The organism is Polynucleobacter sp. 15G-AUS-farblos (assembly GCF_018882445.1).
Lineage (GTDB): Bacteria > Pseudomonadota > Gammaproteobacteria > Burkholderiales > Burkholderiaceae > Polynucleobacter.
The window spans coordinates 199,617-215,740 of the sequence record NZ_JACVOM010000001.1; the positions used below are offsets into that span (position 1 = coordinate 199,617).

19 protein-coding genes are annotated in these 16,124 nt (G+C 45.4%); 10 read left to right on the plus strand and 9 right to left on the minus strand.

Annotated features, from left to right (window positions below; all coding sequences use genetic code 11):
- Nucleotides 1-17 precede the first annotated feature (17 nt).
- Nucleotides 18-926, minus strand: a complete 909-nt coding sequence (locus tag ICN41_RS00985; protein ID WP_216290947.1) for a DMT family transporter — start codon at nt 924-926, stop codon at nt 18-20.
- Between the two features lie 132 nt (nt 927-1,058).
- Between ICN41_RS00985 and ICN41_RS00990 the strand changes: the two genes are divergently transcribed.
- The 4 genes from ICN41_RS00990 (at nt 1,059) to ICN41_RS01005 (ending at nt 3,463) form a co-directional block, all read left to right on the plus strand.
- Nucleotides 1,059-2,204 carry an L-lactate dehydrogenase gene (locus tag ICN41_RS00990; protein WP_216290948.1) on the plus strand — a complete coding sequence of 382 codons (1,146 nt, stop codon included), beginning with the start codon at nt 1,059-1,061 and terminating at the stop codon, nt 2,202-2,204.
- 87 nt (nt 2,205-2,291) lie between these two features.
- On the plus strand, nt 2,292-3,005 hold the full coding sequence (locus tag ICN41_RS00995) for a hypothetical protein (protein ID WP_216862256.1): 714 nt from the start codon (nt 2,292-2,294) through the stop codon (nt 3,003-3,005).
- Between the two features lie 23 nt (nt 3,006-3,028).
- Nucleotides 3,029-3,220 (plus strand): hypothetical protein, encoded by a 192-nt coding sequence (locus ICN41_RS01000; protein WP_216290949.1) that lies wholly within the window; start codon nt 3,029-3,031, stop codon nt 3,218-3,220.
- 66 nt (nt 3,221-3,286) lie between these two features.
- Entirely contained in the window at nt 3,287-3,463 is a 177-nt protein-coding gene (locus tag ICN41_RS01005) for a hypothetical protein (RefSeq protein ID WP_216290950.1), read from the plus strand.
- Between the two features lie 48 nt (nt 3,464-3,511).
- Here ICN41_RS01005 and ICN41_RS01010 read toward each other — a convergent pair whose 3' ends face one another.
- On the minus strand, nt 3,512-4,615 hold the full coding sequence (locus ICN41_RS01010; RefSeq protein WP_216290951.1) for an alkene reductase: 1,104 nt from the start codon (nt 4,613-4,615) through the stop codon (nt 3,512-3,514).
- Between the two features lie 127 nt (nt 4,616-4,742).
- Between ICN41_RS01010 and ICN41_RS01015 the strand changes: the two genes are divergently transcribed.
- Together ICN41_RS01015 and ICN41_RS01020 are read left to right on the plus strand one after the other, a co-directional pair.
- Complete coding sequence (locus tag ICN41_RS01015; protein WP_216290952.1) at nt 4,743-4,910, plus strand: rubredoxin; 168 nt, start codon at nt 4,743-4,745, stop codon at nt 4,908-4,910.
- A 37-nt stretch (nt 4,911-4,947) separates the two neighbouring features.
- A complete protein-coding gene (locus ICN41_RS01020) occupies nt 4,948-6,117 on the plus strand; it encodes an FAD-dependent oxidoreductase (RefSeq protein WP_216290953.1) in 1,170 nt (389 codons plus the stop codon).
- Nucleotides 6,118-6,188: 71 nt separating this feature from the next.
- Here ICN41_RS01020 and ICN41_RS01025 read toward each other — a convergent pair whose 3' ends face one another.
- Nucleotides 6,189-6,782: a urate hydroxylase PuuD gene (locus tag ICN41_RS01025; RefSeq protein WP_216290954.1), complete on the minus strand. Its 594-nt coding sequence runs from the start codon at nt 6,780-6,782 to the stop codon at nt 6,189-6,191.
- Between the two features lie 26 nt (nt 6,783-6,808).
- Complete coding sequence (locus tag ICN41_RS01030; protein ID WP_216290955.1) at nt 6,809-7,387, minus strand: superoxide dismutase; 579 nt, start codon at nt 7,385-7,387, stop codon at nt 6,809-6,811.
- Nucleotides 7,388-7,545: 158 nt separating this feature from the next.
- Here ICN41_RS01030 and ICN41_RS01035 point away from each other — a divergent pair, with 158 nt between their 5' ends.
- Both ICN41_RS01035 and ICN41_RS01040 read left to right on the plus strand, forming a co-directional pair.
- The gene (locus ICN41_RS01035) at nt 7,546-8,490 is read left to right on the plus strand and encodes a hydroxymethylglutaryl-CoA lyase (RefSeq protein WP_216290956.1); all 945 of its coding nucleotides are present in this window, start codon (nt 7,546-7,548) and stop codon (nt 8,488-8,490) included.
- 30 nt (nt 8,491-8,520) lie between these two features.
- Nucleotides 8,521-9,495, plus strand: coding sequence for a tripartite tricarboxylate transporter substrate binding protein (locus ICN41_RS01040; protein WP_216290957.1), 975 nt, complete (start codon nt 8,521-8,523; stop codon nt 9,493-9,495).
- Between the two features lie 40 nt (nt 9,496-9,535).
- On the opposite strand, the gene ICN41_RS01045 is transcribed toward ICN41_RS01040, so the two are convergent.
- The 5 genes from ICN41_RS01045 to ICN41_RS01065 all read right to left on the minus strand — a co-directional run bounded on the left by ICN41_RS01045 (nt 9,536) and on the right by ICN41_RS01065 (nt 14,838).
- Nucleotides 9,536-10,312, minus strand: coding sequence for a 3-hydroxybutyrate dehydrogenase (locus tag ICN41_RS01045; RefSeq protein ID WP_216290958.1), 777 nt, complete (start codon nt 10,310-10,312; stop codon nt 9,536-9,538).
- 128 nt (nt 10,313-10,440) lie between these two features.
- Nucleotides 10,441-12,837, minus strand: coding sequence for a xanthine dehydrogenase family protein molybdopterin-binding subunit (locus ICN41_RS01050; RefSeq protein ID WP_216290959.1), 2,397 nt, complete (start codon nt 12,835-12,837; stop codon nt 10,441-10,443).
- Nucleotides 12,838-12,857: 20 nt separating this feature from the next.
- Nucleotides 12,858-13,367: a (2Fe-2S)-binding protein gene (locus tag ICN41_RS01055; RefSeq protein ID WP_216290960.1), complete on the minus strand. Its 510-nt coding sequence runs from the start codon at nt 13,365-13,367 to the stop codon at nt 12,858-12,860.
- A gap of 28 nt (nt 13,368-13,395) precedes the next feature.
- Nucleotides 13,396-14,250, minus strand: a complete 855-nt coding sequence (locus tag ICN41_RS01060; protein ID WP_216290961.1) for a xanthine dehydrogenase family protein subunit M — start codon at nt 14,248-14,250, stop codon at nt 13,396-13,398.
- Between the two features lie 114 nt (nt 14,251-14,364).
- Nucleotides 14,365-14,838: a CoxG family protein gene (locus ICN41_RS01065; RefSeq protein ID WP_216290962.1), complete on the minus strand. Its 474-nt coding sequence runs from the start codon at nt 14,836-14,838 to the stop codon at nt 14,365-14,367.
- 112 nt (nt 14,839-14,950) lie between these two features.
- On the opposite strand from ICN41_RS01065, the gene ICN41_RS01070 reads away from it, so the two are divergent.
- The gene (locus tag ICN41_RS01070) at nt 14,951-15,643 is read left to right on the plus strand and encodes a TetR/AcrR family transcriptional regulator (RefSeq protein WP_216290963.1); all 693 of its coding nucleotides are present in this window, start codon (nt 14,951-14,953) and stop codon (nt 15,641-15,643) included.
- Between the two features lie 14 nt (nt 15,644-15,657).
- Nucleotides 15,658-16,116 carry a glyoxalase gene (locus tag ICN41_RS01075; protein ID WP_216290964.1) on the plus strand — a complete coding sequence of 153 codons (459 nt, stop codon included), beginning with the start codon at nt 15,658-15,660 and terminating at the stop codon, nt 16,114-16,116.
- Nucleotides 16,117-16,124: the final 8 nt, after the last annotated feature.

A 16,124-nucleotide genomic window follows, 5' to 3' on the forward strand; every position in this document is an offset into this window, starting at 1 on the left:
CGATCAAACAGTCTTTGCTAGGTCGAACGATTTTTAGGAGAAGAAACCCAGATACCAGCAACAATTAAAGCAAAAGCTGCCCCATGGAATAAGCCTGGAGGCTCCCCAAGAATGGCAGCAGATAATAGTGCGGTAAACAATGGAATGAAGTTAGCAAAAAAGGCGGCTACCGTTGGCCCCGCCCCGGTAACCCCGAGACCCCAGCAACGATACGCAATCAAGGATGGGCCGATAGCCACAAAAAGAATGAGCGATCCAGTCCAGAGGTTGAGATCTAAATAGGCACGCCCAGAAGCTATTTCAATGCCTTCAAATAATCCAGTCCAGAGCAAACCTATAAGGACTTGTGCTATTAGAAAATCGGCCCAGGGCCACTGGCGTTCATTGCTAGATCCAGGGCGACTCAACATCCAACTATAGAATGCCCATAAGAAAGTAGCCACCATAATTAAAAGGTCGCCTACAACCATTTGCATTGAAAGCAATGCACTAAGGTCACCGCGAGTTAATACCACCGCCACACCCACCAAGGAGACCACCGCTCCAATCATTTGAACCAACTTGGGTTTGACTTGATAAAACACGCTGCCAATAAATAGCATCCAAATTGGCATGCTGGCACCAATTAAGGTCACATTAATAGCAGAAGAAGTTTGTAGCGCCAGGTAAAGTAATACGTTGTAACTTCCAACGCCAAACAAACCTAGAATTAAGAAACGGGTTTTGTTTTTCCACAATGGACTACCAGTCTTAAAAATGCGCCATCCAAAAGGCAATAGGATCAACGCAGCCAAGCCCCAACGTACTGCACTCAAGGTAATTGGAGAAATGCTTCCGACCAATGCGCGACCCGCAATTGCATTTCCGGCCCAAAGAGCCGTGGCGGTTAGTAAATACAGAGCAGTAGCGAGATTAAGCTGGGGCATTCCGGTTTAATGAGGACAATGGTAATTCAGGGGCCCCAAGCATGGGTTGACCCTCTATTGTAGAAACAAATCCTCGGTATTGCTAAGATAGAGCATAAATAAGCCAATACTCAATTATCAGAAGGACACCTAGTGGCAATCATTACCAATATTGAAGACTTACGAGTACTTCATAAAAAGCGCACTCCAAAGATGTTTTACGACTATGCAGACTCAGGATCTTGGACTGAGTCAACCTACCGTGCTAATGAATCTGATTTTCAAAAAATTAAGTTTCGGCAACGGGTTGCGGTCGACATGAATAACCGCACCTTGAAAACCACCATGGTTGGGCAAGAAGTGAGCATGCCGGTCGCTTTGGCACCTACAGGATTGACTGGCATGCAACACGCTGATGGAGAAATTCTGGCAGCACAAGCAGCTGAAGAGTTTGGAGTGCCATTTTGTTTATCCACAATGAGCATCTGCTCTATTGAAGATGTTGCAGAGCGCACTACCAAGCCATTCTGGTTCCAACTCTATGTGATGAAAGATCGCGGCTTTATTGAGCGTTTGATAGAGCGCGCTAAGGCAGCAAATTGTTCTGCACTAGTTCTCACGCTTGACCTGCAAATCTTAGGTCAACGCCACAAGGATTTAAAGAATGGCTTAACCGCACCACCAAAATTAACGATTGCTAACATCATGAATATGGCCACTAAGCCACGCTGGTGCTTAGGTATGGCGATGACTCCCCGCAGAACCTTTCGTAATATAGTAGGTCATGCTACTGGCGTTGGTGATATGTCCTCCCTATCCTCTTGGACAGCGGAGCAATTTGATCCGGGCCTTAGTTGGGCAGATGTAGAGTGGATTAAAAAACTCTGGGGCGGGAAATTGATTATTAAGGGGATCCTAGATGAAGAGGATGCCCGATCTGCAGCGAATTCTGGTGCTGATGCATTGATTGTTTCTAATCATGGCGGTCGTCAACTAGACGGCGCTGTTTCTAGTATCCAAGCACTGCCCGGAATTGTGAATGCTGTTGGCAAAGATATTGAGGTTTGGATGGATGGCGGTATCCGCTCTGGTCAAGATGTTCTTAAGGCCTGGGCCCTTGGCGCTCGCGGTACCATGATTGGTCGCCCTTTCCTCTATGGCTTAGGCGCTATGGGTGGAGCCGGAGTCACCAAATGTCTTGAAATTATTCGCAATGAGCTTGATATCACCATGGCCCATGTTGGACATCGCGATATTCAAAATGTCACTACCGATATCTTGTATCCAGGAACTTTTTAAATTAAATATTTACTCAATCACCCCATCATTCTTTTTGGGGTCTGCTTTCTTCTATTTTCCGCATCGGTATGGCTCGGTAATGCCGTATTGAGTCGTTTTCGGACGAAAGACAGTGAGACCTCACAAGATTTAGGCGTCATTCAGACTGCGACACTAACGCTTTTAGCGCTCATTATTGGTTTCACTTTTTCTATGGCCATTAATCGTCATGACCAGCGTGAAGTCTTAGAGGAGGCAGAAGCAAATGCCATTGGCACTGAATATTTAAGAGCTGACCTACTTCCTGCACCATCAGCAGAAAAAACCAAAACTCTCTTAAAAGAATATATAGATCAACGCATTTTGTTTTATTCCAAGCAACCTGATGATGTTATTGCCAAAATCCGGCAAAGAACGGATGAATTACAAGACGCACTGTGGAAAGAAGTGCTTCCGCATGCTCGTGCCCAACAAACCCCCATCATGGCTATGGTTGCATCTGGAATGAATGATGTTCTGAATTCTCAAGGATATGTTCAGGCAGCTTGGTGGAATCGCATCCCAAACACGGCCTGGGCCCTGATGGCTTCGATCGCTATATGCGCTAATTTATTGGTTGGCTTTGGCGCACGGAACTTCAAAAAGAATATAGGTTTATTTATGATTTTCCCTCTAGTAACCTCAGTTTCTTTTTTCTTGATTGCCGATATCGATAGTCCTAGAGGGGGCGTTATTCGCATCGAACCAAAAAACTTGCTCATCTTAAAAGAATCCTTGGGTACCCCCAAAAGCGACGTAAATCTATCTTCCAGCATTAAATAAGCATCAACCTATAGGCGGTACATATGAAAAGAGTAGTGGATGTTTTTAAGAATCGTGGCCGCGAATTGGTCTGGACATATGTGATCGACCTGCGTAATGATGAGGAATTCCATCCAGGCCAAGCCGATTTTGAGGTCGAAGCTTTAAGGCTATCCCAGTTAGATAAACGAGGCGCTGTAAGCGAGTTAAGCGCACGGGTCAGACTCAACAATTAAGCATTAATCAATAATGTGCATAAAATAATGTTTTAGGCTAAATCTGTTTTAAAAGGAACATTCGAGATGAAACCGCTCACCAAAAAAGCCAAGATGGCCGTAGGTTGGACCATACTCATGACTGTGGTTGGTACTGCCATGTTGCATCAATGGCAATTCTTTGCCATGGGCTGCGCTTCCCTCGCCCTTCTGATCATTGCTAATCAGTACGACTTACTCAAAGATCCAGAAGATAAAAAATAAGGCCCTCGATATTGTCGAAGGCCTTACTGATTTACCTAGGTAAGACGATTATTTCAGCGTTGGATAGTCCGTATATCCTGCTTCATTACCACCATAAAAAGTAGCGCGACTGTAGGCATTCAATTCCGCGCCCTGCTTAAAGCGCTCTACTAAATCTGGATTAGAAATAAATAATCGGCCATAGGCAACCGCATCGGCCAGACCATCTTCTAATACCTTCTCGCCCATTGCCTGATCGTAGCCCCCAGCAGTGATAAATTGACCCTGATAGGCTGCTCTGAACATTTCAGAGGTAATTGGTGCCTCTTCGTTGACTTGATCGCCACCACCAGCACTGGTAGCGCGCGGTTCGATCATATGCACGTAAGCTAAGTGGTGCTGATTTAATTTCTGAATAGCGGCAGTAAAGAGTGCTACTGGATCACTGTCCCCCATATCATTAAATGTGCCATATGGGGAGAGTCTCACCCCAATTTGTGTACTTGGAAATACTTGAGCCACTGCATCAATCACCTCACTTAAGAGACGCAAACGATTTTCAATCGAACCACCATACTGATCTTGACGTTGATTGGTTTTATCTTGCAAGAACTGATCAAGCAAATATCCGTTGGCCGCATGAATTTCTACCCCATCAAATCCCGCATCTTTTGCGTTCTGTGCCGCCGTTACATACTCACGAATCAAGCGTGCGATATCTTCTATGCTCATCGCCTTTGGCGTTTCATAATCGTGCAGTTGCCAATCAGCACCGTAGGTCTGACCAGATGCCGGAATAGCAGAGGGAGCCTCCGGTACACCATGCTCAGGATGTAATGAAGAGTGAGAAATACGTCCTACGTGCCATAACTGCGCCACAATGCAGCCATCCTTATCATGAACAGCTTGCACAATCTCTTTCCAAGCAGCGGTTTGTTCGGAAGTGTAGATCCCAGGAGTTCCTGGATAACCCATGCCCAAGTTCGAAATTTGAGTGGCCTCTGTAATGATCAGGCCAGCACTTGCCCGCTGTGCATAGTAGGTTTTTGCCAATGGACTAGGTATATGCCCCGCAACAGCACGCATTCTCGTTAAAGGCGCCATCACTAGGCGATTCTTAAGCTCAATGGAGCCAAGGCTTACAGGGGTAAACATCATTTCTTTACCGGTCATAGGGTTCTTTCTTTTTACTTAAAAATTTCACTGGAATAGCTGACTGTAACAAGTTTTAGTTATATATGCTGAATAAGCGCTTTACTGAATTTGACTTTAAAATCGTGGCTATGAATAAGGAATAATGATGAAAACTTGGCAATGTATCGTATGCGGATTTATTTATGACGAAGCAAAAGGTTTACCCGAAGATGGAATAGCTCCCGGCACTGCCTGGGCTGACGTTCCAGATAATTGGGAGTGTCCTGACTGTGGCGTTTCAAAGTCTGATTTTGAAATGGTTCAAGTAGGTTGAACATTTCTATTCGTAGCACCATATTAGGGACTCTATCTTGAATCAAGAAGCTACATTAACCCAAGGCGCTATTACTATCATCGGTAGCGGCTTAGCTGGGTATACCGTTATCCGTGAAATTCGCAAACTCGATAAAACAATTCCGATTACGCTGATTACTAAAGAGCCGGGATACTTCTACTCAAAACCCATGCTCTCCACCGCCCTTGCCAGCAAGAAAGAGGCGTCACAACTGATCTCTACACCTGCCGATGGCATGGCATCTCAGCTAGAGATCAATATCTTGGCGCAAACAGAAGTAAGTGCGATACAAATCGATACACAAGAGATTGTTACTAATCAAGGCAGCATTCCCTACAGCAAATTAGTTTTAGCTTTAGGTGCAGATCAAATCCGCTTACCACTTCAAGGCTCTGCCGCTGCTGAAGTTCTGACAGTAAATGATCTAGAGGACTATGCAAAGTTTCGCCAGCAGATTCAAGACAAAAAACGCATTGTCATCCTAGGCGCCGGCCTCATTGGTTGTGAGTTTGCGAATGATCTTGTCTTAAGCACTTATGAAGTTGATGTGATTGATATGGCTCCACAGGCACTTGGGCGCTTACTACCGGAGGAAGCCTCACTAGAATTAGCAAGTAAATTAGCGTCCGCAGGTGTTCGCTGGCACTTCAACACCACTATCCAAAGTATTGATCATCATGAGAGCGCGCTCAAAATCTCTCTAGCAAATGGCACAACACTCACTTGCGATGCAGTCCTCTCTGCAATCGGTCTAAGGCCAAGACTTGATCTCGCTAAAGCTGCAGGTATTCAAACTCACACTGGCATTGTCGTCAACCGAGAATTAGAAACAAGCGTAAAAAATATCTACTCACTTGGAGATTGTGCTGAAGTTGACGGACTAGTCCTGCCCTATGTCATGCCTATCATGCAAGCAGCAAGAGCACTCGCACCAAACTTGCTCGGCCAAAAAACAGTTCTGAGTTATCCAGCCATGCCAGTCATGGTGAAGACTCCCTCCCTACCAACGATTGTTTCTCCACCACCCAAAGATGCCAAGGGGGCATGGAAGGTGGAGCGAATGGATGGTGGCTTAGAGGCTCGCTTCGAATCTGAGGATGGTCAGTTGCTCGGCTTTGCTTTAATGGGGGCTGCAACATCTCAGCGTGCGGCGCTCACAAAAGAATTACCACCTTTACTCGGCTAAATATGTTTGATGTACTGCTGAGTTAAAAAGGCCCGCATCGCGGGCCTTTTTAATCAAACCAGTGCTGAGATTTATGAGACAAGCACAAACCAAGTTGTATTGTGTGATTGCGCAACCATCAAAAACAGCATTGGAACTGAGAGGATAGTGTTCAGACGTGATGTCAGCATGGCGACACGTGCAGACTTTGCCTTCACATCAGGCTCAACAGCAACAATACCTAAGGCACGTTTTTGATTTGGCCAAATAATGAACCAGACATTAAAAGCCATCACCAAAGCAATCCACATACCTAAGCCTATCGCACGAAATGGGGTTTGCAGTGTGAAAGCCTGATGCAAATAACCATTTAATGCAGCCACGATGATGCCTGTCAGAACAGTAAACAATGCTGCATAGCGAAACCAAAACAAAGCTGTAGGAGCAATGACTTTACCAATCGCAGGTTTTTGCTCATCTGGGATTTTGGGCATTGAAGGAATCTGCACAAAGTTGAAGTACCAAAGCAAACCAATCCACATGACACCAAACATCACGTGCAACCAACGGAAGATAAATGGCAATTCAGCAGAGCTAAAGTTGCCACCCAAAGCAAAGATAATCACAATCAGGAGCACAAAACCAGCTAATACTGTGCGTCCCAATGATGTCAAGATTGAAGTCATCAAATTTTTCCTGAGGATCTCATCAATTAAGCAAAATTCTTGCTTGCAAAATCCCAGTTGACCAAGTTCCAAAAGTTTTCAACGTATTTTGGACGCGCATTGCGTGTATCGATGTAGTAAGCATGCTCCCATACATCACAAGTTAGCAATGGTTTTGAGTCGCTTGTTAATGGGGTAGCAGCATTGCTTGTTGAAACCAGATCAAGACTTCCATCTGGCTTCTTAACCAACCAAGCCCAACCTGATCCAAAAGTACCTACAGCGCACTTAGTAAACTCTTCTTTAAATTTATCAAATGAACCCCACTTAGCATTGATAGCATCTGCTAATGGACCAGTAGGAGCTCCTCCTCCGTTTGGCTTCATTCCCATCCAGTAAAAAGTGTGGTTCCAGACTTGAGCAGCATTGTTAAATACACCACCTGCGGATTTTTTGACAATATCTTCAAGAGTGGCTGACTCAAACTCTGTACCCTTGGTGAGATTATTTAAATTCGTTACATAAGTCTGATGATGTTTTCCATAGTGATACTCCAAGGTTTCCTTAGAGATGTAGGGAGCTAAAGCATCGAGAGCGTAGGGCAACTGAGGTAAGGTATGTTCCATTTTTGTTCCTTTTAATTACATAAGCCAATAAAAATATACGGTATTTTGCGATAACTATAGACTATTCTGGCTTTTTTGTTTGTTTGGGCATTTTTTCAGAAATCTTACTTAAAATAGAGGCTGACGCCTCCTTTCGGGCATCTAATATATATACCTATATGAGCAGCCTTCACCCATACCAAAACACCAAAAAACTCCATATTCAAGAGGTTGTCACTCGGGATGGATTTCAGGCGGAGCATGTTTTTGTTCCAACCGAGGAAAAGATTGCCCTCATTAATCGACTGAGTCGGACTGGCTATGCAAAGGTTGAAGTAACGTCATTCACAAGCCCCAAGGCCATTCCCATGCTGGCAGATGCAGAGGCCGTAATGAAGGCAATCGATCGAGTTCTCGGCGTGGAATACACCGTTCTTATTCCCAACCTCAAAGGTGCTGAGCGAGCAATTAGCGTTGGGGTGGATGAATTCAATCTAGTCATGTCAGTCAGCGAGGCTCACAATATGGCCAACCTCAAAATGGGTCGTGAGAATTCTTTTGCCGCTCTGAGCTCTGTGATTGATCTCGCGCATCAAAATAAGATACCCGTCAATATCTCACTATCGACGAGTTTTGGCTGCCCCATGACGGGAATCATTTCATTAGCGGATTTGATGCATTGGATCGATCGCTTTGCAGCAGTAGGTGTGAGGGGTATAACGATTTGTGACACTACCGGCATGGCAAACCCTGCTCAAGTACAAACAGTATGTGAGGCTGCGCAAAGTAAATACCCTCAGTTGCAATGGACCTTACATTTCCACAACACCAGGGGAATGGGTCTCGCCAATGCGCTGGCTGCCGTCAATAGTGGTATAGATCGCTTTGATTCCTCTTTGGGTGGTCTTGGAGGTTGCCCATACGCCCCTGGGGCCACTGGCAATATCTGTACCGAAGAATTAGTGCATATGCTTGATCTTATGGGCTTTAATACCAATATGAATATTGATGCCCTCCTAGCCTGCTCCAAAGACCTACAAACTTTAATTGGTCGCCCTTTACCCAGCCAGTTATTAATGGCTGGAAAAGTAGATAAACTACACGTAGCACCCTGCCAACCCTAAATATAAAATTGATGAGACAACACTATGCTTATGGCCTTCAAAAATAAATTTGGCGCACTCATTGCGCTGACGCTGTTTTGTATCTACAGCTTCGCAAACGCTCAAGAATTTCCACCAAAGAAAACCATCACCATCGTGGTTGGCTTTGCCCCAGGAGGCTCTGCTGACAGCGCCGCACGCCTAATTGCCAAGAAGTTGAGTGAAGACTTAGGTCAGAACGTTATTGTGGATAACAAACCTGGTGCTGGCGGCAATATTGCTCACGCCTACACTGCAAATGCTACTCCAGATGGATCGGTGATTTTGTTTGGATCAATCGGTCCACTTTCTATCGCCCCTCACCTTATGAAGTTGCCATACGATCCTCAAAAGGATTTGGCACCACTCACTATGGGTGTGACATTCCCTAATGTATTGGTTGTCACCCCTGAGTTAGGTGTCAAAAATTTAAAAGAATATATCGCGATGGCCAAAAAGAATCCGGGGAAAATTACCTTCGCTTCTACTGGCAGCGGCTCAGCTTCCCACCTCCAAGGTGAACTCTTAAACGTTCGTGCAGATATAGATACAACACACGTCCCTTATAAAGGTGGCAGCCCAGCAATGATTGACCTACTTGGTGGTCGCGTATCTTCCTACTATTCAGCATTGGCTACAGCCGACCCATATATCAAGAATGGCAAATTAATTCCGATTGCAACAACGGGTCCGAAGCGCGCACCTACACTGCCTAATGTACCCACTATTGCAGAATCTGGTTATCCCGGCTTTGATGCTGTGAACTGGTATGCTTTCGTTGCCCCTGCCAAGACACCTGATGTCATTTTAGAAAAATGGAATAAGGCACTAGTGGCTGTTCTGAATGACAAAGCAATCAATAAGCAATTATCTGAACATGGCCTTACTCCTAATCCAGGTAGCCGCGAAGATTTAGCGAAATATATTGCGAGTCAATCTACCACTTGGGGCAAGATTATTGCGGATAGAAAAATTACAGCCGAGTAAATTACCCGGCTGTCATTGATGGTTCGGTACTGCTCACGCTTTATTGAGCAGTCCAGCCACCATCCATATTCCAGGCCACGCCCCTCACCTCTGAGGCATCTGGTCCACAGAGAAATACCGCTAGCGCCGCTAACTGCTCAGGAGTAACAAACTCTCCTGAAGGTTGTTTTTCAGAAACAAGCGCTTTTTTGGCCGCTTCATTGGAGATCCCTTCGCGCTCTGCACGAGCATCTACTTGCTTTTGAACCAAAGGTGTTAGGACCCAACCTGGACATATTGCATTACAAGTAATTCCAGTATGCGCATTTTCTAAAGCGGTCACTTTAGTCAAGCCTACGATGCCGTGTTTAGCAGCAACATATGCCGCTTTTTGTGTTGAAGCAACCAAACCATGGACTGATGCAATATTAATGATGCGACCCCAATTACGTTGCTTCATCCCAGGCAATGCATGATGCGTTGTATGGAAAGCTGAACTTAAATTAATCGCAATAATGGCATCCCACTTGTCTGCAGGGAAGTCTTCAATATTTGCAGTGTATTGAATGCCGGCATTATTGACCAAAATATCCAGGGATCCAAAACGCTTTTCCGTTTGCTTGATGAGATCTTCGATTTCTGCAGGCTTACTCATATCAGCGCCGTGATAATCGACCTCGACTCCACAGGCTTTAATCTTGGCAATAGCCTCGTCTTTTTCTCCAAAGCCATTCACCATAATATTGACGCCCTGCTTTGCCAATGCAATGGCCATACCCAAGCCAATACCGCTGGTAGAGCCTGTAACCAGGGCTGTTTTACCTTTTAATGTGAACATATCTCTCAATACCGTATCAAGTTAATCATGAGCCCACCCAAGGTGGTCCGCTAAAGCTTGATGTTACAGGATGTGCATACCCCATAGAGATGGGGTATGCACCAAGAAAACGGAATTCAGATGAAAAACTAGATCTTTTTGAGCGCTCGCAAGATCTTTTCTGAGGTAATCGGCTGATCAAATACCGCTGTATTGAAGGGAGCTAAAGCATCATTAATCGCATTTTGTACGGCACCAGGAGCACCTGCAGTTCCAGCTTCCCCAGCCCCCTTTGCGCCCAACTTAGATGACTGGGTCGGCGTTTCTACGTGAGCCACTTCAATATCCGGCATTTCATTTGCCATTGGCACGAGATAGTCGGCCATACTGCCGTTTCTCAGTAGGCCACTATCGTCATACAAACATTCTTCAAATAAAACACCCCCAATACCCTGAACAATAGCTCCACGAACTTGCTCATCCACCAACATCGGATTGAGCACACGTCCACAATCTTCAACAGCCCAATGTTTGAGAAGTTTTACAAATCCGGTATCTGGGTCTACTTCAACATAAGATGCCTGGACGCCATTAGTAAAGATGAATGGGTAGTCTTTTTGAGTGTAGTGACGTGTCACCATTAATTCAGCTGAAAATCCAGGAGGCAATGTATCGGTTCGGAAGTAACCAATGCGCCCAATTTCACTAAATGGCAATAACTGCTCTCCCGTAGCCTTATCTAATACGTGGCTTCGACGAATCGATAGCTCTGTAACCGGCCGATTCAAGATAGTGCCTGCGAGTTTCAGAATATTCTCTTGCAATGCTTGGCATGCTAATAAAACCGCTTCGCCGCCAACACCAGCACCACGAGATGCCCAAGTACCGCCACCATATGGAGTGACATCAGTATCGCCAGTGACAACACGCACTTGATTAATGGAGACGCCTACTGCATCAGCAGCAATTTGAGCATAAATACCTTCGGTGCCTTGACCCTGTTCACCTACGCCAATCAATACTGAAACCACACCGCTAGGATCTAAGCGAACAGATGCGCCATCTTGTGAGGCAATACGCGCTCCACCAACACCATAGAATGCAGGACTAGGATTAGTAAGCTCGATCAGAGTGGCAAAACCAATGCCACGATAAATACCTTGCTTACGTAATTCTTCTTGCTCTTTACGCAAGGCTGGATAGTCCATCATTTTTTCAATCGTGCGCAAACATTGCTCATGCGATAGAACTTCAAGCTTGATTCCAGAAATTCCGGAACAGGGATAAGCATCATCCGGAATAACGTTACGTTTACGGAACTCCAGTGGGTCCATTTTCAATTTCTGCGCCGCTAAATCTACCAAGCCTTCGGTTACAGCACAGGCAATTGGATGCCCTACTCCACGATATTGGCAAGTAGGCGTCTTATTTTGAAAAACGACATTTAAATTGGCTCGATAGTTCTGATGCTTGTATGGTCCGCCGACTAAATTCACCACTTGATTTCCCTCAATCGCACTCGTTCTAGGGAACATAGAGTAAGGACCAATAGCGGTTAAGTCATCAATTTCAAAAGCCAAGATATCGCCGGCCTTATTGGCAGCAATGCGTCCCTTGATACGATGCTCACGCGCATGAATATCGCTAGTAAAAGACTCTAGTCTGTCGGCTACGAATTTGACTGGTCGCTCGAGCATCATCGCTAAGCCTACGGTAGCAAAGTCATCGGGATAGGCGTGCACTTTAATACCAAAGGATCCGCCAACATCTTTACAGATCACATGCACATCTGATTCAGACAAACCAAATTGGCGGCAATATAAATCTTGCATCATATGAGGCGCTTGTTGAGAGTGATACACCGTTAAGCGTCGCTCCCCTGGGTTGTAATCTGCTATCTGGCAACGGGGCTCCAAGGTCACACCAGTATGTCGACCAAAGCCAAATGTCGCTTCAGCTACTACATCGGCATTCGCAAAGACTTCATCTACATTACCCACATCCAAGGTGCGGGTAAAACATAAATTATCGCCAAGCTCTGGATGAATCACGGGTGTCTGAGGATCTAGCGCAGTTTCCATAGAGACTACCGCAGGCAACTCCTCCCACTCAACATCTACGAGCTGTAATGCGTCTTCTGCTTGGGCACGTGTTTCGGCAACCACAGCAACCACCGGCTCACCTTGCCAGCAAGCACGCTCAATCGCTAAGGCATATTGAGGCGCAGACTTCATACCAGCTAAGTGCCCTAAGGTTGCGACCCAAGGCTTGCATATTTCTGCCATTTGCGCGCCATCAACAACCGCCAAAACACCCGGCATCTTGCTAGCCTGGTCTTTATGAATCTTGCCGATCTTCATGTGAGCAACTGGGGAGCGCCAAAATACAACGTGCCCCATACGCGGTAACTTAATGTCATCAATGTAAGTTCCCTGACCCTCCAAGAGACGTCGCGCGCTGTGTCTTGGTTCGCTCACACCAATATAGCGTTGGTCATTGGTAACAGGATCGAGTACGAGTCCTTTTAAATCACTTGGCTTATTCATAATGCGTTTTCCTAACCTGATTAAGCGTGAGCTACTACGGGTTTAATCTTTTGACCATTGGCACGAGCATCCAAAACATCCACAATGGCATCCACAATCGAGTGATATCCAGTGCATCGGCAATAATTTCCAGAAATCCATTCGCGGACTTCTTCACGGCTAGCCTTAGGTCGCTGCTCAATTAACTCCGCTGCTGCCAATAACATCCCCGAAGAACAAAAACCGCATTGCATTGCGTTATGACGCATGAAAGATTCTTGAAGATCTGCTAACGCACCGCTTTTTGTTAAACCCTCAATTGTCTCAACCTCCGCACCATCTGCCTGAATTGCCAAGTAAAGGCATCCACGGATAATTTGCCCGTTCACTTTGACAGTACAAGCTCCACAGGCACCCTGCTCGCATCCCAAATGGGGGCCCTTTAAATGCAAATCCTCACGCAAAAAATCAACCAAATGCTTGCGTGGTTCTATTTCGGCAGTGACGGGCAATCCATTGACTGTCATTGAAATGGTTTTCTTAAGGCTCATGAAAATCTCCGCATTCTTCTTCAGTAAATCAGGCGATTAAATGCTTAAGGCCACGCTCAAGCAATACGCCAATTAAATGTTGTTTCGCTTCCGCACTATTGGTGATATCCGCAATCGATTCAATTTCAGCTCGCGTAGCGGCAACTGCTTTTGCAATCAGTTCTGGAGTTACTGACTGACCATTCACCAATTCTTGCGCTTGCGTTGCCATGACTGGTGTGGCCGCAACTGAGAAAAAAGTAAATGCACAATCAGTCAAGGTATTACCCTGCTTATTGGCAACAGCAGCCAATCCCGCAACTGCGTAATCACCATGCCTTCTTGCTAACTCATGGAAATAAAATACTTGATTGCTACTAGCGATCGGAATTTCTGTAGCCACTAAGATTTCATCTGGCTCTAACGAGGTTGTGTAGAGATCAATAAAGAATTCATGTGCAGATATACGGCGCTCACCTGCAGGCCCATGAATAATCATGCTGGCATTTAAGGTCAGACTACATGCAGGCCATTCGGCTGCAGGATCCCCGTAAGCCAAGGATCCGCCCCAAGTGCCCAAATTACGAATAGCACGATGGGCAATATGTGGTGCAGCTGCTTTAAGCAATGGAGCATGCTTGGCGATGAGATCTGAATCTTCAATCTCGGTATGCGTGACTAAGGCACCAATTCGTAATTGATCACCATTCAATGTTATGCCCTTAAGCTCAGCAATATCCGTAATATCAATAAGGATGCTAGGCTCTGAGAGGCGCATATTTAAAGTGGCCAACAAAGTTTGCCCGCCTGCAATTAAGCGCGCATCCTCTCCGGCTTCCGCCAATAATGACAGCGCTTCGGGCAAAGCCTTCGGCTTAACATAATCAAATGCTGCGGCTTTCATTGTGTCTCCTCCACCACCAATTTATAAGCCTTTGAGGCTTTTTATTTTTTACTGACTCTTGCCAGACGATTCATGCAACTACTCATTATTTTTATGAACTGCTTTTTTGATTTACTACTTATTCGCATCCGACTCCAATGCGATTGCCTCTCCACCTAATTCTTTTGCAAATTTTTGAAAGAAATCATCTGCAATCTTTTTAGCAGACGCGCTAATCAAGCGACCCCCAATTTGACCTAACTTACCTCCAATAGAGGCCTCAGTTGTATAGGACACCAAAGTACCGCCCTCAGCCAATTTCAACTCCACTCTCGACTTGCCCTTAGCAAAACCCGCGGCGCCACCCGAACCTTCAAACGCCATTGAACAGGATTGATCAGGAATAATGTCGCTAAGCAGTAATTTCCCAGAAAAACGGGCCCGAACTGGTCCGATCTTGAACATCACCTTGGCATGAATCTCCTCCGGAGAAATGCGGCTGATCTCTTCGCACCCTGGAATGGACTTAGCAAGCACATCAATATCGTTCAAGCCCTTCCAAACGTCTGGGATTGAAGCGGCTATCAATTGCTCGCCATTAAGTTCCATGCATTCTCCTTGGGGTTTGTCCGAATAGAGTCTTATCTACCAATTGTTCAACAATGTACCATTATTTAACTTTTGGTCAATAGGTCCAAATTCGGATAAACCCTGAGAACCCATGCGTTTGATTGAAGATCGTGATTCCAGCCTAAATACAAGCGAAATGTCAGCAGGCTCAATGACGCCAACCAAGCGCAGAATGAATACTGCTGACCGTAAGCGCCAGATACTGGATCGCGCTATTCAGTTTTTTGCCCAGCATGGAATGGACGGGCAACTCAGAAACTTAACTAAAGAGCTTGGGGTTACGCATACCCTCCTCTATCACTACTTCCCCACAAAGGATGCGCTCATCCAGGAAGTTTACAAAGAGGTCTTTGAATCCCGCTGGAAGCCTGAGTGGGAGAAGTTACTTGATGATCAGAAACTAAGTCCCGAAGAAAAATTTAATGCTTTCTATCTGGACTACACCAATACCGTCCTTACTTATGACTTTGTTCGTATCCTAATTTTTTCAGGTCTCAGTGATCACTCTATTAGCGATCGCTTTTTTGAACTCTTGCGTTCACGCTTGCTACCAAGACTCATTCGTGAGACAAGAAAATACTGTAATCGCTCTACTACATCAAAGCCCACCCAGCGAGAGCTAGAGTTTTTGATGGGATTGCATGGGGGAATTTTTTACATTGGAATGCGGCGTTGGATTTATGGTCAGGCCATCTATGCTGCCGAGAGCCCCAATACCGAACAAGAGATTATTCGGGATCGAGTCCAGTCTTACCTTCAATCTGCTAAATCATTATTTGCTTAATTCAAAAGGTCATCATGTCAAATTTAAGCCTGAATCATTTCTCCATCCGCAGCCTCGAGATTGAAAAAACAACAGAGTTTTTTACTAAGCTTTTAGGCCTTACTGTTGGCCCTAGGCCTGAGTTTCCATTTCCAGGTGTATGGCTATACAACGGCGATGAAAACAGTTGGGCCAACGCAGTCCTCCATTTGATTGCCATTGATAAAAATGATCCGAATGGTTTAAAAAAATACTTGGGCGATCGCGACCCTTCCTCTCTCCATGGTTCTGGCGCAGTGGATCACATTGCCTTCTTTGCTAATGGGCTTGAAGAAAAAATTGCATTGCTGAAGAAATTAAACATTTCTTACCGTGAGCGCACTGTTCCAGTCCTAAAACTCCACCAGATTTTTTTAGATGACCCTAATGGCGTTGTCATTGAATTAAATTACCCCGCGGCAGAAAAAGCTGCACTCGATGCCAAGGCTGCGTAAACATTCAT